This is a genomic window from Streptomyces sp. NPDC048057, from assembly GCF_040653095.1.
GTDB lineage: Bacteria > Actinomycetota > Actinomycetes > Streptomycetales > Streptomycetaceae > Streptomyces.
The window spans coordinates 64,278-84,102 of the sequence record NZ_JBEZNF010000018.1 but is presented as its reverse complement, the minus strand read 5'-3'; the positions used below and the strand labels follow the sequence as shown (position 1 = coordinate 84,102).

The following is a 19,825-nucleotide window of genomic DNA, read 5'->3' as shown; positions in this document are numbered from 1 at the left end:
GGCTCAGGGCCCTGGTCCTCCCGTACGGCCCACGGAGTCACTTGGGCGCCGGGTGCCCCGGGGCGCTGAGGACGGCGACGCAGTCGTGCCACGCACCGGCGCTCAGCAGATGGCGGCAGCGGGTGAACAGCTCCAGCAGCCCGGCGCTGCGCTCTTCGCGGAACGCGAGGTCGCTGCGGGCGAGGTCGAGTTCGTTGGCCGCGGTCAGTTCGGTGAGGTCCCGGCGCTGCACGGGGGTGAGCGGGCGGGGCCGTCCGGTGAGGCGGTCGTGGAAGGGCGCGTCGGTGCGGGCGAGGTCGCGGTAGGTGGGGTCGCGGTCGCAGGCGCCGTACAGGTACACCGCTTCCTCGGCCTCCGCGCCGATGACCGCCGCCAGTTCGGCGCGGCGCTCGTGCGGCAGCAGGACCGCGGGGAAGCCGTCGGTGCCGTACAGCGAGTGGCAGAGCCCGGCGATTTGCAGGGCGGGGCGGGCGCCCCAGGTCGCGAGCTGCGACCGGACGCGTTGGAGGTGGTCGACGAGGTTGCCGCCGGGGTGGGCGATGGCGGCGGCACCGAGGCCGTTCAACAGGGCGAGTGCGCCGTCGGCCGCTGCGACGTCGCCGACCCCGCGGTGGGGCACCGGGTCGGCGAGGGCGGGGGATGCGGCGCGGGCTGGTCGGGGAAACGACGTGGCGGCGGGCGTGGGGGCGGGTGTGGGGGAATCAGGCACGTTCCGGTCCTCTCGGCGCTCGGGGGGTCGGCACCCGTCCGGTGCCTCCCCCGGTCCGGATCCGCGGGAGCCGCCGGACGGGTTGCCGCCTGGGCCCTGGGACGATCATCGCGAGCCGTCAGGTCACAGTCAATCCTGGGATTTCCTCGCTTGCCCCAAGCAGTAGCTTGGGGGTCATGACCCTGGAGGACTTGCGGGTGTTCGTGGCCGTGTGTCGGGCGGGGAGCCTCAGTGCCGTGGCCCGTGACCTGTCGTGCACGCAGTCGGCGGTGAGCCAGCGCGTGCGGCGGCTGGAGCGGGAGGCGGGGGTGAGTCTGCTGGAGCGTCAACCGCGCGGCGTGGTGCCCACGGCGGCGGGCCGGATCCTGTGCGACGCGGCGGCCGAGGGGATCGCCGGACTGGAGCTGGCGCTGCGCCGCATCCGGGACCTGGCCAGCGGGGACTCCGGAGCGGTGCGGGTCACCACGGGCGGCACGACCGTGCGGCACTTCATGGCCGAGGCGATCGTCGTCTTCCGGCGGCGCCATCCGCGGGTGAGCCTGGAGTTCCGTACGGAGACCTCCAGCCGCGGCTGTTTCGACGCCCTGCTCTCCAGCGATCTCGACCTGGCGTGGGTGACGATCGGCGGGCCGGAGCGCGGCATCGAGCAGCGGCCCGTGGTGGACCTGCCGTGGGTGCTCGCGGTGCGGGCCGGGGATCCGCTCGCCGACCGCACGCGCATCGACGTGGCCGATCTCACGGGGATGCCGCTGGTGCGGCTGCCGCCGAACTCCACCTCCGGCGGTCGACTGGACGCGGCCTTCGCCGAGTTGGGCGTACGGGCCGGGTCGAACACCAGCGTCGCCGACTGGGACACGGCCCTGCTGCTGGCCGAACTCGGCCTCGGGCACGCCGTGGTGCCGGCGGTGCCGGGCCTGCCGGCGCCGGGCACCGCGGGCGCCTTGCGGACCGTGCCGATCCCCGCGCTGCCGCCGCTGTCGGTGGGGTGGGCCGTGCGCCGCTGGGACGCGCTGCCACCGCTGGCGCGGGCGTTCGCGGACACGGTGGCGACGAGTTGCGCACGGGCGGCGGCTGCCGCCGGGCGGTGAACGGGAGCCGACGGGGCCGGGGCCGTGCCGTACTACGGGTCCTGTCAGTGCCGTCGGGCAGACTGTCCGCATGTCAGCTCCTCGCCGCACGTGTCCGGTGTGCCGCCGTGAGATCGCGGTGGTCGCGGCCCGCTTCGCCCGCCACGACCCGGCCGGCGCCCGCACCCGTACGGGCGTCGAGTTGGTCTCCTGCCCCGGCTCGCGCCTCCAGGCGCCGTACGAGACCGCCCGTCAGCCGTCCCTCGACGGCTACGAAGCGCCGCCCTTCCCCGGTCAGTTGCCCCTCTTCTGAGGCCGGCGTGCGCGTGGGCGGCGGCGCGGTCGTAGGAGCCGACCCGGACCGTCACGCATGATCGAAGGGGGCGGGGTAGTGGCCTTCCCAGATCTGGCGGGATGCCTCTTCGGGGTAGGGCAGAGTCCTCGACTCGGCGTCCAGGACGCGGGTGAGGTACCCGCCGGGCCGGTGGGCTGACCAGCCCGCGTCGCCGGTGGTGACGAAGCGCACCCATGCCTCCTGGAGTTCGCGCGAGAGCGCGACGGCCTCGGGAGTCGGCTCCGCGCCGATGAGCTGGGTGCCGACGGGGCTGTCCGGCGTGCCGAACGCCAGGGGCACGTCGAGGCTGTGGCAGGCGCCCAGGATGCCGCCGAGGGCCGGGGCGACCCAGCACAGTTCGAACAGGTACGAGGTGCCGCCGGCTGCGGCGTTCGCCTCGGCCAGCTGCTGGGACGGCATGCGGAAGAAGGCGTCGGAGTACACCGTCTCCACCAGCTCCTCCGGGCCCGCCTGCGGGAACGCGGCACGGTAGGCCCGCGCGCCGTCCGGTTGCGGGGCGTGCAGTTCCAGGGCTGCGTGGGCGTCCTCCTCGGTGAAGGTGCCGTACCGTCCGCTCATGACGCTGAAGTACCGGAACTCGTCCCGGGTGTGGCCGACGAGCAGTTCGGTCCCGCTCGCGCGCGCTCCGGTCAGCGCGGGCCAGGGCGTTTTTGGCAGGACCTCGCCGTCGACGACGGGGCACAGCGCGGTGCCGGCCTCCGTGAGGCGTCCCCAGCTCTCCCGGTGCGCGTGGAGGCCGGCGTTGAAGGAGGTGAGCTCGGCGGCCAGGTGCCACGGGTCGATGTCGCGCAGGGCCTCGGCGGTGGGGGCCGCCGCGCCGAGCCGGTCCGCGAACGCGGCGGTGACCTGCCGCGCCAGCGCGGGGGTGCTGTGCAACCCCGGCACCGAATGGGCGATGGCCCGCCGGAACAGGCCGCGCGCGGACTCCATCGTCAGCAGGGCGGCGACCGAGCCCGCCCCGGCGGACACCCCGCCCACGGTGACCCGGCCGGGGTCGCCTCCGAAGGCGGCGATGTTGCGCTGCACCCACTCCAGCGCCGCGATCTGGTCGAGGAATCCGCGGTTGGGCGGCACGTCGTCGAGGAACGCGAATCCCTCCGCTCCCACGCGGCAGTTGACGGTCACCACGACGACTCCCGCCTCGGCCAGCGCTGCCGGGTCGTACATCGGGTCGCTCGACGCCGCCGAGAGGTAGCCGCCCACGGGGATCCACACCAGCACCGGCAGTCCCGCCGCGCCGGGATCCGGAGTGCCGACGTTGAGCGTCAGCCAGTCGGTGCCCTGCGGGGGCACGTCGATCGGCAGGGACAGCGGCACCACAGGGCCGAACTCGACCGCCTGCCTCGTCCCCGCCCAGCGGTGCGGCGGCGCGGGTGCGGCGAAGCGGAGCGCTCCGACCGGGGGCCGGGCGTAGGGGATGCCGCGGAACACCGCGTGCCCCTGCCGCAGGCGCCCCTGCACCACACCTTCCGTGGTCCGTACCTTCGGCTGTTCGGACATGCCGATTCCTTCCCTCGACCGAGTGGATTCCAGGGTTATGGGTCAGCTGTATTATGTCGACTGTATTGGAACGGTCCTCGGGATGCGAGGGAGGGGTCGGCGATGCCCAAACAGGTGGATCACCGCGGACGCCGCGAAGCGATCGCCCGCGCACTGTGGCGGGTGGTGGAGCAGCGCGGCGTCACACAGCTGACGATGCGCGTGGTGGCGCAGGAGGCGGGCATGTCACTCGGGCAGCTGCAGCACTACTTCGCCTCCCGGAGCGCCATGCTCTCCTTCGCCATGGATTTCGCTTCCGAGCAGACCTCGGTGCGCGTACGCCAGGGGCTCGAAGAGTTCGGCGAGAGTCCGCACCCCCGTGACGTGCTGCGACTGACGCTCGCGGAAATGCTCCCCCTGCATGCCGACGCCCGCGCGACGAGCCGGATGAGCGCCGCCTACGTCCTGGAGGCGCTGCACGACCAGGCCGTGCACGAGCAGGCACGCCGCGGCCTCGCCCAAGGGCGGTCCCTCGTCGAGCAGTTGGTCCGCCAGGCGATCGCCGACGGGCACATCGACCCCGGCCGCGACCCGGCGACCGAGACCAACCTGCTCCTCGCCCTCACCGGCTTCACCGCCCTGATCGAACTCGACGTGATCGAACCCCAGGACGCGCTCGCCGCGATCGACGTGCATCTGGGCCGGCTGTTCAGTGGTGCGTGACCTGCCCCCGTCGAAGTCGCCGGGCGCGCGACGGTCTGCACGCACAAGACCCGGTCCGCCCGCGCCACTGGACGGAACCTGCGAGCCTCGCGGATCGAGCGGTACCGGGCCGGGAGCAGAGCCCTCGCCCCCGGAACGTCCGATACGATCATGCGTTCGACGTCGTGGGGCGTCGCGGTGACGGAGCAGGCGGGGAGCCAAGTGAACGCGGGTGGGGAACAGGGCGGTTCGTCCGTGCCTGATGACGAGTGGGATCGGTTCCTCAAGGAGTCGGTGGAGGGGACGGCGAACGCCCCCAAGGAGCCGGCGGCCCGGCCGAAGCGGAATCGGAGGAGCTGGTACGCGGTAGCCCTGCTGGTCGTGGTCGCGCTGCTCGTCGTGGCGCTGTTTCCGGACCGGGTGACGGGCTGGTTCGGCGGCGGCGACGACGCGGACGGGACGCCGCTCGCCCAGGAGTCGGAGCAGCCCGCCCAGGCGCCGCCCCGGGAGGTCGCGGCGCGGCCCACGCGCGAGGAGCCGTTCCGCGGCTCCCCCGCGGCGCGCTGGGCCAGCGGCGCGGACGGGATCACGCTGCCCGCGACCAAGGCGACCGGGTGGATGAGCACGGCGCAGGTGCAGCAGGCGCTCCAGCAGACGCGGGACTTCCTCGTCACGTCCAACCTCGATCGCGGCGTGCTGCGCGGCGAACGTCCCGCCCGGGCCATCGCGCTGATGAACCCTCACCAAAGGGACGTCCAGGACTTCCTGGCGACCGCCTTCAGCGCACCCGACGAGAAGAGCGACCCGCTGCTGCTCTTCAGCCGCTTCGACGAGCGGGCCCGTCTCGTCGGGGACGACATCAGGACCAGGGGCCGCGTCAGCTACGCGGCGGGCGCGGACGGCGCCCTGCGGGTGACGACCGACGTCACCTACGTCTACCCCGTCACCCCGGCGGGCGGCGGCGACGAGGTCACGCGGACCATCGTGCGGCGCGAGGTCGTGGTGGACTGGAACGACCCCAAGAAGGTGATCACCGAACCGGGGACCTTCTCCCTCGTCTCGTACTCCCTCGACATGACCAACGGCGGCTGCGGACCCACGACCGGCCGGCTGACCCCGCAGTTCGCGGCGGCGCGGTCGACCGCGCCGGGAGGCGGTCCCGAGGTCGACCCGTACGACCGCAGCACCTCGATCGCCGAGCGGAAGGAGTCCCGGGACGAGGAGTGCGCCACGGCCACGCGATCGTGATGCACGCGCCCGGCCTTGCGCCGGGCGCGGGAACGTACCCGCCCAGGTGAGAAGCCGTTCATCGTGGCTTCGGTCCCCATTTGGTGAGGCTTGCCAAAGTACACCGCGGTGACCTGCCCACTTCGGGCGACAGCACCCCCACCCACCCGGTAGATTGGTCTACACCACTGCGCAGGCCGTGATACGCGTGCGCACACACAGACAGGGGCCCCCGTGGAAGTTGTCATCGTTCCGGATGCCGCCGCCGGCGGCGAACTGATCGCCGAGGCCATGGCCGCCCTGCTGCGGCGCAAGCCGGAGGCACTCCTCGGAGTGGCCACCGGGTCCACGCCGCTGCCGATCTACCAGGCGCTGACGGCGAAGGTGCGGGCGGGCGAGGTCGACGCGTCCGCGGCGCGGATATGCCAGCTCGACGAGTACGTGGGGCTGCCCTTCGGCCACCCCGAGTCGTACCGCTCGGTCGTGCTGCGGGAGGTCGTCGAGCCGCTCGGGCTGACCGAGGCGGCCTTCATGGGCCCCGACGGCACCGCCGACGACGTGGCCGCCGCCTGCCTCGCGTACGACCGCGCACTGACCGAGGCCGGCGGCGTCGACCTCCAGCTCCTCGGGATCGGCACCGACGGACACATCGGCTTCAACGAGCCGTGCTCCTCGCTCGCCTCCCGCACCCGGATCAAGACGCTGACCGAGCAGACCCGCAAGGACAACGCGCGCTTCTTCGACAGCATCGACGAGGTACCGCACCACGTGATCACCCAGGGCATCGGCACCATCCTGGAGGCCCGCCACCTGGTGCTGCTGGCCACCGGCGAGGCCAAGGCCGACGCCGTCGCGCTCGCCGTCGAGGGTCCGCTCGCGGCCCTGGTCCCCGCCTCCGCGCTCCAGCTCCACCCGCACGCCACGGTCGTGGTCGACGAGGCCGCCGCCTCCCGCCTCAAGCTCGCGGACTACTTCCGCGCCACCTACGCCGCCAAGCCGGCCTGGCAGGGCATCTGACGGCGTCCGCGCACCGCGGCCCGCTGCGCCCCGTGACCGGGACGGTGCATTCCGTCCCGGTCGAAACAAATTCAGCCTGCAACGGCTCGCCCACGCCGATGAGTTGATACCGTGCGCTCTCCCGGCGCACCGGTCGCGCGTCGGGACGGCGTGCGGACGTGCAGACCGGGGGAACTGACATGGACGACGACAGCACCGCTCCCGGCGACATCGACGTCGTCAGGTCGAGCCTGGAACGCGTCAGGCGGCGGTCACGCCACGTGGTCCGGCACTTCTACGCACATCTGTTCAGGCACCACCCCCATCTCCGTCCGCTCTTCCCGGCGGTGATGGACGATCAGTACGAGCGGCTGTTCACCGCCCTCGTGCACGTCGTCGACCACCTCGGGCACCCCGGCCTCCCCGAGCACCTGCGGCGGCTCGGGCGCGACCACCGCAAGTTCGGCATCGTCGACGAGGACTACGCCGCCGTCGGTGCCAGCCTGCTGACGGCGATCGCCCGCTACTCCCCCGCCAGCTGGGACGAGCGCACCGAGACCGCGTGGCGGCGGGTGTACGACGAGGTCGCCACCCTCATGACGGCCGGCGCCCACCGGTCGATCACCGCGCAGGAGCCGGCGTTCTGGGAGGCCACCGTGGTCAGCCACCGGCTGCACGGCGACCACACGGCCGTGGTCCGGGCCGCGGTGCGCACCCCGTACCCCTGGCGCCCGGGGCAGTACGCCACCGTCGAGCACGAGGACCTGCCGGGGGTGTGGCGGCCGTACTCCCTGGCGGGCACCGTCGCGGGCGGCGAGCGCGAGCACCTGCTGGAGTTCCACGTGGGCCGGGTGCCGGGCGGGTTACTCAGCGGCGTGCTGTGCGACGGGACCCGCCCGGGGCAGACGCTGCGGCTGGGCGCCGCCTCCGGCTCGGCCCTCGCGCCGCCGCCCGACGCCACGGCCGTCACCCTGCTCGCCGCCGGCACGGGCTGGGCGCCGGTCAAGTCCGTCCTCGACGAACTGCTGCGCCGCAGGCCCACCCCCCGCGTCCGGGTCGACGTGGTCGCCAAGGCCGGGGCGCACTTCTACGACGGGGCGCACCTGGACGACCTGCTGCGCGACCACCCCTGGCTGAGCGCCTACTGGTGGTGCCAGGAGCACGACGACAGCCGCACCCGGGCGGCCGAGCGGCTCCATGCGCACCTGCGGGAGCGGCCCGACCGCCCGGGCGAGATCGTCTATCTGTGCGGCCCCGCCGGGTTCGTCGAGGAGACCGCGGAGCTGCTGCTCGCCCGCGGGCTGCCGCCGCAGTCGCTGATCCGCGACCCGCAGCCGCCGTCGGGCGGCCGGCGCTCCCACGTCTCGCACGCGGAGTCGTTCCTGGGGCCGGAGCGGGTGAACTGGATCGACCCGGACGCTCGGCTGCGTCCGCTGCGGACGCCGGCGTTCCAGCCGGGGAGCACGGGCAGCATGGTCTGAGCGGCCCGGCCCGGGCCCGGGTGGTCTCCCCGTCAGCCTCCCCAGGTCCAGTCGGCGACCTCCGGCAGGTCCGTGCCGTGCTCACGGATCCAGTCGTGGTGGCGCGAGCGGGCGTCGGCCATGCTCTGGCGCAGGGCGGCGGCCCGCACCCCGAGGCCGGGCACCCGGTCGATGACGTCCATCACCAGGCGATAGCGGTCGAGGTCGTTGCGGACGACCATGTCGAAGGGCGTGGTCGTCGTCCCCTCCTCCTTGTAGCCGCGGACGTGCAGATGGGGGTGGCCGGCGCGGCGGTAGGCGAGGCGGTGGATCAGCCAGGGGTAGCCGTGGTACGCGAAGATCACCGGCTTGTCGCGGGTGAAGAGCGCGTCGTACTCGAAGTCGGTCATGCCGTGCGGATGCTCGTCGTACGGCAGCAGCCGGGCCATGTCGACGACGTTGACGACCCGCACGGCGAGCCGGGGCGCGTGGCGGCGCAGCAGTTCGGCCGCCGCCAGGACCTCCTGGGTCGGAACGTCGCCGGCGCAGGCCAGGACCACGTCGGGCCCGGCGCCGCCCGCTCCGTCCGCCGCGGCGGGACCGTGCTCGGTGCCGGCCCACTCCCACACCCCGGCGCCGCGCGCGCAGTGGGCGCGGGCCTCGTCCATGGTCAGCCAGTCGAAGCAGGGCTGCTTGCCGGCGACGACCACGTTCACGTAGTCGCGGCTGCGCAGCACGTGGTCGGCGACGGACAGCAGGGTGTTGGTGTCCGGCGGCAGATAGACCCGGACGACCTCGGGGCTCTTGTTGAGGACGTGGTCGACGAAGCCGGGGTCCTGGTGGGAGAAGCCGTTGTGGTCCTGGCGCCACACGTGCGAGGTGAGCAGGTACGTCAGTGAGGCGACGGGGCGCCGCCAGGGCAGCCGGCGCGCGGTGCGCAGCCATTTGATGTGCTGGTTCACCATCGAGTCGACGATGTGGGCGAAGGCTTCGTAGCAGGAGAACAGGCCGTGCCGGCCGGTGAGGAGGTAGCCCTCCAACCAGCCCTGGCACACGTGCTCGGAGAGGATCTCCATCACCCGGCCGTCGTGGGCCAGGTGCTCGTCGGTGGGCAGCGTGCGCGTCTGCCACGCCTTGGCGGTGGCGCCGTAGAGGGCGTCGAGCCGGTTGGACGCGGTCTCGTCGGGGCCGACGACGCGGAAGTCGCGGCGCTCGGCGGTGGCGCCCATCACGACGGCGAGGAAGTCGCCGAGGACCCGGGTGGGCTCGTGGCGCGCGGCACCGCGGCGCTCCACGTCGACGGCGTGGTCGGCCAGCGGCGGCAGGGGCAGTTCGCGCAGCAGCAGCCCGCCGTTGGCGTGCGGGGTGGCGCCGAGGCGGCGCTGGCCGGTCGGGACGCAGCCGAGGACCTGGGCGACCGGTCGGCCGGTGGGGTCGAAGAGCTCTTCGGGGCGGTACGAGCGCAGCCACGCCTCCAGCTGCCGCAGGTGCTCGGGGCGGTCGCGGACCCCGGCGAGCGGCACCTGGTGGGCGCGCCAGGTGTCCTCGACGGGGACGCCGTCGACGGTCGCGGGCCCGGTCCAGCCCTTGGGGGTGCGCAGGACGATCACGGGCCAGCGGGGCCGTTCGCGCACCCCGTCGCGGCGGGCGGTGCGCTGGATCTCCTCGATGCGGTCGAGGCAGGCGTCCATGGCCGCCGCCATCGCCCGGTGCACGGCTTGGGGCTCGGCGCCGGTGACGTGCACGGGTTCGTGGCCGTGGCCGCGCAGCAGGTCGTCGAGTTCGCCGCGGGGCAGTCGGGCGAGCACCGTCGGGTTGGCGATCTTGTAGCCGTTGAGGTGCAGGATCGGCAGGACGGCGCCGTCGTGCACCGGGTCGAGGAAGGTGGTGCCGTGCCAGGACGCGGCGAGCGGCCCGGTCTCCGCCTCCCCGTCGCCGATCACGCAGGTGACCAGCAGATGGGGGTTGTCGAACGCGGCACCGTAGGCGTGGGCGAGGGAGTAGCCGAGTTCGCCGCCCTCGTGGATGGAGCCGGGCGTCTCGGGCGCCACGTGGCTGGGCACCCCGCCGGGGAAGGAGAACTGCCGGAACAGCCGCTCCATGCCGGCGGCGTCCCGGGTGACGTCCGGATACGTCTCGGTGTATGTGCCCTCCAGCCAGGAGCCGGCGAGGACGGCGGGGCCGCCGTGCCCCGGTCCCCAGACGCACAGCGCGTCCAGGCCCCGGCCGCTGATGACCCGGTTGAGGTGGGTGTAGACGAGGTTGAGGCCGGGTGAGGTGCCCCAGTGGCCCAACAGCCTCGGTTTGATGTGCTCGGGGCGCAGGGGTTCGGTGAGCAGGGGGTTGGCCATCAGGTAGATCTGTCCGACGGCCAGGTAGTTGGCCGCGCGCCAGTGCGCGTCGAGGGCGGCGAGTTCGGTGTCGGTGATGCGGCTGCGGAGGGTCACGGTGCTGTCGTTCATGGCGGTTTCCTCGACGCGTGCTGGGCGGGACCGGGCGGCCGGTCGGGTCAGGGGCCGTACCAGACCGTGGTGACCTCGCAGAACTCCCGGATGCCGTGTCCGGACAGCTCCCGGCCGTAGCCGGAGCGCTTGACGCCGCCGAAGGGGAGCGCGGGGTGGGAGGCGGTCATGCCGTTGAAGAAGACGCCGCCGGCTTCGAGGTCCCGTACGCAGCGGGCCATCTCCCGCTCGTCGCGGGTCCACACGTTGGAGCTGAGCCCGAAGGGGGTGTCGTTGGCGATCCGCAGCGCCTCGTCGAGCCCGGCGGCCCGGTAGACGGTGGCGACGGGCCCGAAGGCTTCCTCGCGGTGGATGCGCATGCGGGCGTCGACGTCGGTGAGGACGGTGGGCAGGTAGTACCAGCCGCGGTCGTGCCCGTCGGGCCGGCCGGCGCCGCAGCGGGCGCGGGCGCCGTGGGCGAGGGCGTCCTCGACGAGCGCTTCGAGGTCGGTGCGCCCCTGTTCGGTGGCGAGCGGGCCGATCTCGGTCGTCTCCTCCATCGGGTCGCCCACGACCAGGGCCCGCATCCGGGCGGTGAAGCCCTCGCAGAAGGCGTCGTACACGTCGGCGTGGACGATGAACCGCTTGGCGGCGATGCAGGACTGGCCGTTGTTCTGCACCCGGGCGACGACGGCGGTGTCCACGGCGCGCTCCAGGTCGGCGGAGGGCATGACGAGGTACGGGTCGCTGCCGCCGAGTTCCAGCACGGTCTTCTTGACCTCGTCGCCGGCGACGGCGGCGACGGCCCGGCCGGCGGGTTCGCTGCCGGTGAGGGTGGCCGCGGCCACCCGGTCGTCGCGCAGCACGGCCTCGACGGCGCCCGATCCGATGAGCAGGGTCTCGAAGCAGCCTTCGGGCCAGCCGGCGCGGCGGAAGAGGTCCTCCAGGTACAGGGCGGTCTGGGGCACGTTCGACGCGTGCTTGAGCAGGGCGGTGTTGCCGGCCATCAGGGCGGGCGCGGCGAAGCGGACGACCTGCCACAGGGGGAAGTTCCACGGCATGACGGCGAGCACCACGCCGACGGGCCGGTAGCGCACGACGACCCGTGCTGCCCCGGCGTCGCGGACGTCGTCCGGGCCGGGGTGCTCGTCCGCGAGGAGTTGCTCGGCGTGGGCGGCGTACCAGCGCATCGCGCGGGCGCACTTCGCGGCCTCCGCGCGGGCCTGGGTGAGGGGCTTGCCCATCTCGGTGGTGACGGTGCGGGCGATGCGGTCGGCGTCCTCGTCGAGCAGGGTGGCGGCCCGCAGCAGCAGACGGGCCCGGTCGGCGAAGCCGGTGGTGCGCTGGCCGACGAAGGCGGCGCGGGCCAACGCGATCCGTTCCTCGATCCCGTCGCCTCCGATCGCCTCGAAGGTCTTCAGCGTCTCGCCGGTGGCGGGGTTCACCGTGGCGATGGGCATGGTTCGTGTCCTCCTGGGTCCTGGGCGCCCCGCGCGGCCCGGTCGCCGGGGAGCGGTCCCGGTCACCGGGTGCCCGTCGGGGCGGGCCGGATACGCGCGTCGGGCGGCGGGCGCCCCCCGGTGCGTACGGCGCCCCTACGACCTTCGCCCTCCCCCGCCCGGGCCGCAATCGCGGTGGGCATTCGGCCGCTGCGCGGCTGGGCCGTTCAGCCGGCGCGGCTCACCAGCCGCAGTTGGACGTCCTTCTCCTGGTCGCCGGCGGCCGTGCCCTGCCGTTGGACGTCGAACGCGGCGGCCAGGGTCTCCGTCATCCGGTCGACCGCCCAGTAGCCGCCCTGCATCTCCGCCTCCACGGCGTCGGTCAGCGGCACGGGGCCGGTCGTGGCCGCTGCGGGCTGGACGTCGAAGGTCGCCGTCCACACCGTCGGATGGCCCACGGAGACGTACTCGGGCCGGTCACCGGCCGCGCGGTCACAGGTGTAGGACCGGCGCAGCACCTCGAAGACGGCGTGTGCGTCCTCCTTGGTGCAGCCGGTGATCGTCACCACGACGGGCTCGGGGTGCTGGTCCGCACTGTTCACGGTGATCCCTCGCTTAGGGCGTGTGTCACGGAGCGCGCCGGCCGGGCGCCCGCCCCCTCCAGGCTGGCCCGCACCGGCCCCGGATGCGAGTCGGGCGCCGCTACTGGGGCGTGTCCGGGCCCACCACCGGGGCTCGGTGACCGACGCGCCACCTGGGCTCAGGGCAGCCTGCGGTTGGCGAGGACCGGAACGGCACGGCGTACGGCCGCCACCTCGGCGAGGTCGACGTCGGCGACCAGCAGGCCGGGGCCGGCCTGGAGCCGGTCGCGCACGGTCCCGTCGGGGGCGACGACGGCGCTGTGGCCGATGCCGGTGGGCGCCTTCGGGGCCGTGTCGGGGGCCGGTGCGGCGGGCTCCGCCTGGTCGACGGCGGCGACCCAGAGGGTGGCGTCCAGGGCGCGGGCCCGGATCAGCAGCTCCCACTGCTCGCGCTTGCCCTCGCCGGCGCCCCAGGACGCGGGCAGCAGGGTGAGCTGGGCGCCCGCGTCGGCGTGGGCCCGGAACAGCTCGGGGAAGCGGACGTCGTAGCAGGTCGCGAGGCCGACGCGAACGTCGGCGAGGTCGACGGTGACCACGCTGGACCCGGCGGCGACGGTGGCGGACTCGGCGAAGCCGAAGGCGTCGTACAGATGGATCTTGTCGTAGGAGGCTTCGACGCCGGGCCCGGTCGCCAGCAGGGTGTTGGTGACCTTCCCGTCGGCCGCGGGGGTGAACATCCCGGCGACCACGACGAGCCCGGTCTCCTTGGCGATCTGGCGCACCGCGGTGGCCCAGGGCCCGTCGAGGGGCTCCGCCAGGGGTGCGAGTCGGGTGCCGAAGCAGGCCATGGTGGCTTCGGGGAAGGCGATCAGCCGGGCGCCCGCGTCGGCGGCGAGCCGTGCCTGTTCCCGTACCAGGTCGAGGTTGGCGACGGGGTCGGGACCGCTGGTGATCTGGCTCAGGGCGATGCGCATGGACGTCCCCACGGGTGTCGGACGGACCTGGTCTCGCCTCCAGGATGCGCCATCGCTCCGCACGCCGGGGAGCCGCCCCGTCCCGGTGGGGCGAAGGCGTCGGCCCCGCCCGTGGGGGCGGGGCCGGGCTGAGGGGCGTCGTTGGAGGTCAGGCGAGGTCGAGCGGGAGGGAGCCCGAGAGGATCGGTACGGGGAGGAAGTTGCCGTCACCCGGACCGCAGGTGGGGGTGGTGACGCGGGTGTTCGAGATGTTGGTGCCCGCGGCGAACCGCCCGTCACGGCTGTTGACGAAGGTGGTGAAGTGGTCGGCCTGCCGGCTGGAGTAGAACATGCACTGCTGGAGGTTGACGTACCGGCCGGCCGTCAGGTCGATGGTCTTCACGGACGTGAACAGGTCCACCAGGAGCCAGTCGCTGAACCCCGCGTAGCACCAGGGTTCGGTGTCGGGGGTGTTGGAGACGTTGGTGCCGGTGGAGAAGAAGTCGAAGCCCTTGGGGACGATCGTGGTGAGGTGGTCGTCGAGGCTCTGCGAGTAGTACACGCACTGGTGCAGGTTGAGGTACCGCCCCGCGCTCAGGTCGAGCGCCGCCATCCGGGTGTTCGGGGTGTCGATCAGGTAGCGGCCGTCCCCGGGGCCGCAGACGGGGCCGGTCTGGGCGGTGTTGGAGACGTTGGTGCCGCCCAGGAAGCGCCCGTCACGGCTGGGCACGGCGGTGGTGAGCCACTGCCCGCGGATGGTGCCGCTGTCGTAGTACACGCACTGGTGCAGGTTCAGATAGCGCACCGCCTCGGGCTGTTGCCGGCCCGCGCTCTGCCCCGGGTCGGGTGCGGCGGCCCCGGCGTGGGCCGGGCCGGGCAGCAGCCCGAGCACCAGGGCGCCGACCGCGGCGGCCAACCAGGCCCTGACACGTCCTCGCAGACGCATGACGACCTACTTTCCTCTGTCTGTCGCGACCTCTCGCGGTCCGTCCGCGATGAGGGACGCGATCAGCACAGCACCGACGGTCAGCGGCCGGGAATGGCCGGAGCAGGAGGTTCAGCCCAAGAGGTGACGGCGGCAGAGCCGTTCGCCCGAGCGCCCTCCAGCGCGCAGCAGCCCGCAGAACAGGGGCCCTGGAAAGAGCGCCGGAACCGGCCATTCCGCGGCCCCGCGAGGGGCCGGAACGACCGGACGAGCCACGCAAAGGCACAGAAATGCACCGATCGCAACGGGGTGCAACGGGGAGCAAGCGGACGTATCCCCAGAGGGCAAGGTCACAGCCTTGCGCCCTCCTGCGGCTTGAGGCCCATGGCCTAGCATCCGACCATGACCGTGCTTCCCGACGACGGGTTCGCCCTCGCCTCCGAGTTCCCGGACGCCACGCACGCGCAATGGCAGCAGTTGGTCGCCGGCGTGCTGCGCAAGGCGGGCAGGGACGTGCCGCCCGAAGCGGCGGAAGACGCACTGGCCACCACGGTGGAGGAACACCTCGCCACCCGCCCGCTCTACACGGCGGACCACGGCCCTTCGAGCCCCGGGCTCCCCGGCTTCGCCCCCTTCACCCGCGGCGGCACGCCGGACGGCGGCACGACGTCCGGGTGGGACGTGCGCCAGCGGCACGACCGCCCCGACCCCGCCGCGACCAACGAGGCCGTCCTCGCCGACCTGGAGCACGGCGTCACGTCGCTCTGGCTCGCCGTCGGGGCGGCCGGCGTCCCGGTCGCCGCCCTGCCCGCCGCCCTGGACGGCGTGCTGCTGGACCTCGCGCCCGTCGTCCTGGACGCCGGGGACGCGTTCGACGACGCCGCGCGAACGCTGCTGGCGCTCTTCGACGAGCGGGGCGTCACCCCGGCGGCGGGGAACCTGGGTGCCGACCCGCTCGGACACGCCGCGCGCACGGGCAATTACGACGCGGTGCCGGACGCCTTCGGTGCGGCCGGCGCGCTCGCCCGGCGCTGCCACGAGCGGCACCCGGGTCTGCGCGCCCTGACCGTGGACGCCCTGCCGTACCACGAGGCGGGCGCGTCCGCCGCCCAGGAGCTGGGCTGTTCGCTGGCGGGCGGACTGACGGCGCTGCGCGAGCTGACCGCGGCGGGGCTCCCGGTGGCGGCGGCCCTCGATCAGCTGGAGTTCCGGTACGCGGCCACCGCCGACCAGTTCCTGACCATCGCCAAGCTCCGCGCGGCCCGGCGCACCTGGGCGCGGGTCGCCGAGGCGTGCGGGGCGACCGGGGCGGCGGGCGCCCAGCGGCAGCACGCGGTGACCTCCACGGTGATGATGACCCGGCGCGACCCGTGGGTGAACATGCTGCGGACCACGGTCGCCTCCCTCGCTGCGGGCGTGGGCGGCGCGGACGCGGTGACCGTGCTCCCCTTCGACCACGCGCTGGGCCTGCCGGACGCCTTCTCCCGTCGGATCGCCCGCAACACCTCCACGGTCCTCGTGGAGGAGTCGCACGTGGCGCGGGTCATCGACCCGGCGGGCGGCTCCTGGTACGTGGAGCGGCTCACCGACGAACTCGCGCACGCCGCCTGGGAGTGGTTCCAGGAGATCGAGGGCGCCGGCGGCCAACTCGCCGCGCTCCGCTCCGGGCTGGTGGCCGAGCGGATCGACGCGACCTGGCGCGAGCGCCGCGGCAAGCTGGCCAAGCGCCGCGAACCGATCACGGGCGTCAGCGAGTTCCCGCTGCTCGACCAGGCCGCCGTGGAGCGCGATCCGGCACCGGCGCCGGCGTCGGGCGGGCTGCCGCGGGTGCGGCGCGACGAGGACTTCGAAGCGCTGCGCGCCCGCTCGGACGCGCACCTGGCCGCCACCGGCACCCGGCCCCGGGTGTTCCTCGCGGCCCTCGGCCCGGCGTCCGCGCACACCGCGCGCGCCGCGTTCGCGGCCAACCTGTTCCAGGCGGGCGGCGTGGAGGCCGTCCACGACCCGGTCTCCGTGGACGCGGCCGGCGTGGGCGCCGCGTTCGCCGCCAGCGGCGCGGAGCTGGCCTGCATCTGCTCCAGCGACGCGCTGTACGCCGAGCACGCGGCCGAGGTGGCGCGGGCGTTGAAGGACGCCGGCGCCCGCCGGGTCTATCTCGCGGGACGCCCCGGCGACCTGCGCGAAGCCCTGGAGCAGGCCGGGGTGGACGAGTTCGTCGCCCTGGGCGGCAACGCCGTCGACACCCTCACCCGTGCCCTGAACCTGATCGGAGTGGCGTGATGACCATCCCCGACTTCACCCGGATCCCCCTGGGCCCGGGCGTCGCGAACGCCTCCGAGGACCAGTGGCGCTCCGCGGTCAAGGAGTCCACCGGCCTGGCCGCCGACGACCTGGTGTGGCAGACGCCCGAGGGCATCGGGGTCAAGCCGCTGTACACCGAGGAGGACCTCGCCGGGCTGGACTTCCTGGGCACCTTCCCCGGCGTCGCGCCGTATCTGCGCGGCCCGTACCCGACGATGTACGTCAACCAGCCGTGGACGATCCGCCAGTACGCCGGGTTCTCCACCGCCGAGGAGTCCAACGCCTTCTACCGGCGCAATCTGGCGGCCGGTCAGAAGGGCCTGTCGGTCGCCTTCGACCTGCCGACCCACCGCGGCTACGACTCCGACCACCCGCGGGTGACCGGCGACGTGGGCATGGCGGGGGTGGCCATCGACTCGATCTACGACATGCGCCAGCTCTTCGACGGCATCCCGCTGGACCGGATGAGCGTGTCGATGACGATGAACGGCGCCGTGCTGCCGGTGCTGGCGCTGTACATCGTCGCCGCCGAGGAACAGGGCGTGCCGCCCGAGAAGCTGGCCGGGACCATCCAGAACGACATCCTCAAGGAGTTCATGGTCCGCAACACCTACATCTATCCGCCGGGCCCCTCGATGCGGATCATCTCCGACATCTTCGCCTTCACCTCCCAGCGGATGCCGCGCTACAACTCGATCTCCATCTCCGGCTACCACATACAGGAGGCCGGGGCGACGGCCGACCTGGAGTTGGCGTACACCCTCGCGGACGGCATGGAGTACCTGCGCGCGGGCATCGGCGCCGGGCTGGACGTGGACGCGTTCGCGCCCCGGCTGTCGTTCTTCTGGGCGATCGGGATGAACTTCTTCATGGAGGTCGCCAAGTTGCGGGCCGCGCGCCTGCTGTGGGCGAAGCTGGTGCGCACCTTCGACCCGAAGAACCCCAAGTCGCTGTCGCTGCGCACCCACTCGCAGACCTCGGGCTGGTCGCTGACGGCCCAGGACGTCTTCAACAACGTGACCCGCACCTGCGTGGAGGCGATGGCGGCGACCCAGGGGCACACCCAGTCGCTGCACACCAACGCGCTGGACGAGGCGCTGGCGCTGCCGACGGACTTCTCCGCCCGGATCGCCCGCAACACCCAGCTGCTGCTCCAGCAGGAGTCCGGAACGACCCGGGTCATCGACCCGTGGGGCGGCAGCGCGTACGTCGAGCGCCTCACCCACGACCTGGCGCGCCGCGCCTGGCAGCACATCGAGGAGATCGAGCAGGCGGGCGGCATGGCGCGGGCCATCGACGCGGGCATCCCCAAGCTGCGGGTGGAGGAGGCCGCGGCGCGCACCCAGGCGTGGATCGACTCCGGCCGGCAGCCCGTGGTGGGCGTCAACAAGTACCGGGTCGCCTCCGACGAGCAGATCGAGGTGCTGAAGGTCGACAACTCCGCGGTGCGGGCGCAGCAGATCGAGAAGCTGCGGCGGCTGCGGGCGGAGCGCGACGAGGCCGTGTGCCAGGACGCCCTGCGGGCGCTGACCGCGGCGGCGTCCGGCAGCGGCGGGGCCGGTCTGGAGGGCAACCTGCTGGCGCTCGCGGTGGACGCGGCACGGGCGAAGGCGACCGTCGGGGAGATCTCGGACGCCTTGGAGAGCGTGTACGGACGCCACGCTGGACAGATCCGTACCATCTCCGGTGTGTATCGAGGCGAAGTGGACGGATCCCCGTCGGTGACGCGCACCCGGGCGCTGGTGGACCGGTTCGAGGAGTCGGAGGGCCGTCGGCCGCGCATCCTGGTGGCGAAGATGGGCCAGGACGGGCACGACCGGGGGCAGAAGGTGATCGCGACCGCCTTCGCCGACCTCGGTTTCGACGTGGACGTGGGCCCGCTGTTCCAGACGCCGGGCGAGGTGGCGCGGCAGGCGGTGGAGGCGGACGTGCACATCGTCGGCGTCTCCTCGCTGGCCGCCGGTCACCTCACGCTGGTGCCCGCGCTCCGTGCGGAGCTGGCGGCCGAGGGCCGGGAGGACATCATGATCGTCGTGGGTGGGGTGATTCCGCCGCAGGACGTGCCGACGCTGCACGAGGCGGGCGCCGCGGCGGTGTTCCCGCCCGGCACGGTGATCCCGGACGCCGCGCACGACCTGGTCGAGAAGCTGGCCGTCGCGCTCGGCCACGGCGCGTAGGCGCCGGCGGGGTGCCCGTGAAGCCGGCGAAGATCGATCTCGACGCGTACGTGAAGGGGGTGCGGTCCGGGTCGCGGGCGTACGTGGCGCGGGCCGTCACCCTCGTGGAGTCCCGCCGCCCCGATCACCGCGCGCTCGCCCAGGAGTTGCTCACCGAGCTGCTGCCGGACACCGGCACGGCCCGCCGGATCGGCATCAGCGGGGTGCCGGGCGTCGGTAAGTCGACGTTCATCGACGCCCTGGGCACCATGCTCACCGGGCTCGGCCACCGGGTCGCCGTGCTCGCCGTCGACCCGTCGTCGACCCGCACCGGGGGGTCCATCCTCGGCGACAAGACGCGGATGGAGCGGCTGTCCACGGACCCCGCCGCGTTCGTCCGCCCCTCGCCGTCGGCGGGGACCCTCGGCGGGGTGGCGCGGGCGACCCGCGAGACGATGGTGGTGATGGAGGCCGCGGGGTACGACGTGGTGCTGGTCGAGACCGTCGGCGTGGGCCAGTCGGAGGCCGCGGTCGCCCACATGGTCGACACCTTCCTGCTGCTCACGCTCGCCCGGACCGGGGACCAGCTCCAGGGCATCAAGAAGGGCGTCCTGGAGTTGGCCGACGTGATCGCGGTGAACAAGGCCGACGGTCCGCACGAGCGCGATGCCCGCTCCGCCGCGCGTGAACTCGCCGGCGCGCTGCGCCTGATGCGTCCGGCGGACGCCGCCTGGACGGTGCCGGTGCTGTCCTGTAGCGCCCGGACGTCCACCGGTCTGGACGCCGTGTGGGAGCGGGTGGAGCAGCACCAGTCGCTGCTGTCGTCCACCGGTCGGCTGACGGCCAAGCGCCGTGACCAGCAGGTCGACTGGGCGTGGTCGATGGTGCACGACGAGCTGACGGAGCGGCTGCACGGCCATCCCGCCGTGCGGGAGCTCGTACCGGAGTTGGAGCGCGGCGTGCGCGACGGCACGCTGACGGCCACCCGGGCGGCGCAGCAGATCCTCGATGCCTTCGAGCGCCCCCGCTGACGC

16 protein-coding genes are annotated in these 19,825 nt (G+C 73.6%); 9 read left to right on the top strand and 7 right to left on the bottom strand.

What is annotated here, in order from left to right; all coding sequences use genetic code 11:
* Positions 1 to 37 precede the first annotated feature (37 nt).
* Positions 38 to 709: a DUF6817 domain-containing protein gene (locus AB0E05_RS21960; RefSeq protein WP_361965960.1), complete on the bottom strand. Its 672-nt coding sequence runs from the start codon at positions 707 to 709 to the stop codon at positions 38 to 40.
* Between the two features lie 176 nt (positions 710 to 885).
* Between AB0E05_RS21960 and AB0E05_RS21955 the strand changes: the two genes are divergently transcribed.
* Positions 886 to 1,797, top strand: coding sequence for a LysR family transcriptional regulator (locus tag AB0E05_RS21955; RefSeq protein WP_361965958.1), 912 nt, complete (start codon positions 886 to 888; stop codon positions 1,795 to 1,797).
* 70 nt (positions 1,798 to 1,867) lie between these two features.
* On the top strand, positions 1,868 to 2,089 hold the full coding sequence (locus AB0E05_RS21950; RefSeq protein ID WP_361965956.1) for a hypothetical protein: 222 nt from the start codon (positions 1,868 to 1,870) through the stop codon (positions 2,087 to 2,089).
* Between the two features lie 51 nt (positions 2,090 to 2,140).
* Here AB0E05_RS21950 and AB0E05_RS21945 read toward each other — a convergent pair whose 3' ends face one another.
* Positions 2,141 to 3,631 carry a carboxylesterase family protein gene (locus tag AB0E05_RS21945; protein ID WP_361965954.1) on the bottom strand — a complete coding sequence of 497 codons (1,491 nt, stop codon included), beginning with the start codon at positions 3,629 to 3,631 and terminating at the stop codon, positions 2,141 to 2,143.
* A gap of 102 nt (positions 3,632 to 3,733) precedes the next feature.
* Here AB0E05_RS21945 and AB0E05_RS21940 point away from each other — a divergent pair, with 102 nt between their 5' ends.
* From AB0E05_RS21940 to AB0E05_RS21925, 4 genes are all read left to right on the top strand, one after another.
* Positions 3,734 to 4,333, top strand: coding sequence for a TetR family transcriptional regulator C-terminal domain-containing protein (locus AB0E05_RS21940; RefSeq protein ID WP_361965952.1), 600 nt, complete (start codon positions 3,734 to 3,736; stop codon positions 4,331 to 4,333).
* 150 nt (positions 4,334 to 4,483) lie between these two features.
* Positions 4,484 to 5,560: a hypothetical protein gene (locus AB0E05_RS21935; protein WP_361965949.1), complete on the top strand. Its 1,077-nt coding sequence runs from the start codon at positions 4,484 to 4,486 to the stop codon at positions 5,558 to 5,560.
* A 213-nt stretch (positions 5,561 to 5,773) separates the two neighbouring features.
* Complete coding sequence (nagB, locus tag AB0E05_RS21930) at positions 5,774 to 6,556, top strand: glucosamine-6-phosphate deaminase (RefSeq protein ID WP_361965947.1); 783 nt, start codon at positions 5,774 to 5,776, stop codon at positions 6,554 to 6,556.
* A gap of 179 nt (positions 6,557 to 6,735) precedes the next feature.
* The gene (locus AB0E05_RS21925; RefSeq protein ID WP_361965945.1) at positions 6,736 to 8,016 is read left to right on the top strand and encodes a globin domain-containing protein; all 1,281 of its coding nucleotides are present in this window, start codon (positions 6,736 to 6,738) and stop codon (positions 8,014 to 8,016) included.
* Between the two features lie 32 nt (positions 8,017 to 8,048).
* Here the strand turns inward: AB0E05_RS21925 and AB0E05_RS21920 are convergent, their stop codons facing one another.
* The 5 genes from AB0E05_RS21920 to AB0E05_RS21900 all read right to left on the bottom strand — a co-directional run bounded on the left by AB0E05_RS21920 (position 8,049) and on the right by AB0E05_RS21900 (position 14,355).
* Complete coding sequence (locus tag AB0E05_RS21920; protein WP_361965943.1) at positions 8,049 to 10,457, bottom strand: phosphoketolase family protein; 2,409 nt, start codon at positions 10,455 to 10,457, stop codon at positions 8,049 to 8,051.
* A gap of 47 nt (positions 10,458 to 10,504) precedes the next feature.
* Positions 10,505 to 11,896 (bottom strand): NADP-dependent succinic semialdehyde dehydrogenase, encoded by a 1,392-nt coding sequence (locus AB0E05_RS21915; protein WP_361965941.1) that lies wholly within the window; start codon positions 11,894 to 11,896, stop codon positions 10,505 to 10,507.
* Between the two features lie 206 nt (positions 11,897 to 12,102).
* The gene (locus AB0E05_RS21910) at positions 12,103 to 12,477 is read right to left on the bottom strand and encodes a hypothetical protein (protein ID WP_361965939.1); all 375 of its coding nucleotides are present in this window, start codon (positions 12,475 to 12,477) and stop codon (positions 12,103 to 12,105) included.
* 158 nt (positions 12,478 to 12,635) lie between these two features.
* Positions 12,636 to 13,430 carry a carbon-nitrogen hydrolase family protein gene (locus AB0E05_RS21905; RefSeq protein ID WP_361965937.1) on the bottom strand — a complete coding sequence of 265 codons (795 nt, stop codon included), beginning with the start codon at positions 13,428 to 13,430 and terminating at the stop codon, positions 12,636 to 12,638.
* Between the two features lie 148 nt (positions 13,431 to 13,578).
* Positions 13,579 to 14,355, bottom strand: coding sequence for a hypothetical protein (locus tag AB0E05_RS21900; RefSeq protein WP_361965935.1), 777 nt, complete (start codon positions 14,353 to 14,355; stop codon positions 13,579 to 13,581).
* Positions 14,356 to 14,736: 381 nt separating this feature from the next.
* On the opposite strand from AB0E05_RS21900, the gene AB0E05_RS21895 reads away from it, so the two are divergent.
* Genes AB0E05_RS21895 through meaB form a run of 3 tightly spaced genes read left to right on the top strand, consistent with a single transcriptional unit; the run spans position 14,737 to position 19,822 of the window.
* Complete coding sequence (locus tag AB0E05_RS21895) at positions 14,737 to 16,614, top strand: methylmalonyl-CoA mutase subunit beta (protein WP_361965933.1); 1,878 nt, start codon at positions 14,737 to 14,739, stop codon at positions 16,612 to 16,614.
* On the top strand, positions 16,614 to 18,812 hold the full coding sequence (gene scpA / locus AB0E05_RS21890; protein WP_361965931.1) for a methylmalonyl-CoA mutase: 2,199 nt from the start codon (positions 16,614 to 16,616) through the stop codon (positions 18,810 to 18,812). The genes AB0E05_RS21895 and scpA overlap by 1 nt, the downstream gene beginning before the upstream one ends.
* 11 nt (positions 18,813 to 18,823) lie before the next feature.
* Positions 18,824 to 19,822, top strand: a complete 999-nt coding sequence (meaB, locus tag AB0E05_RS21885) for a methylmalonyl Co-A mutase-associated GTPase MeaB (RefSeq protein ID WP_361965929.1) — start codon at positions 18,824 to 18,826, stop codon at positions 19,820 to 19,822.
* The last annotated feature ends 3 nt before the right edge of the window (positions 19,823 to 19,825 follow it).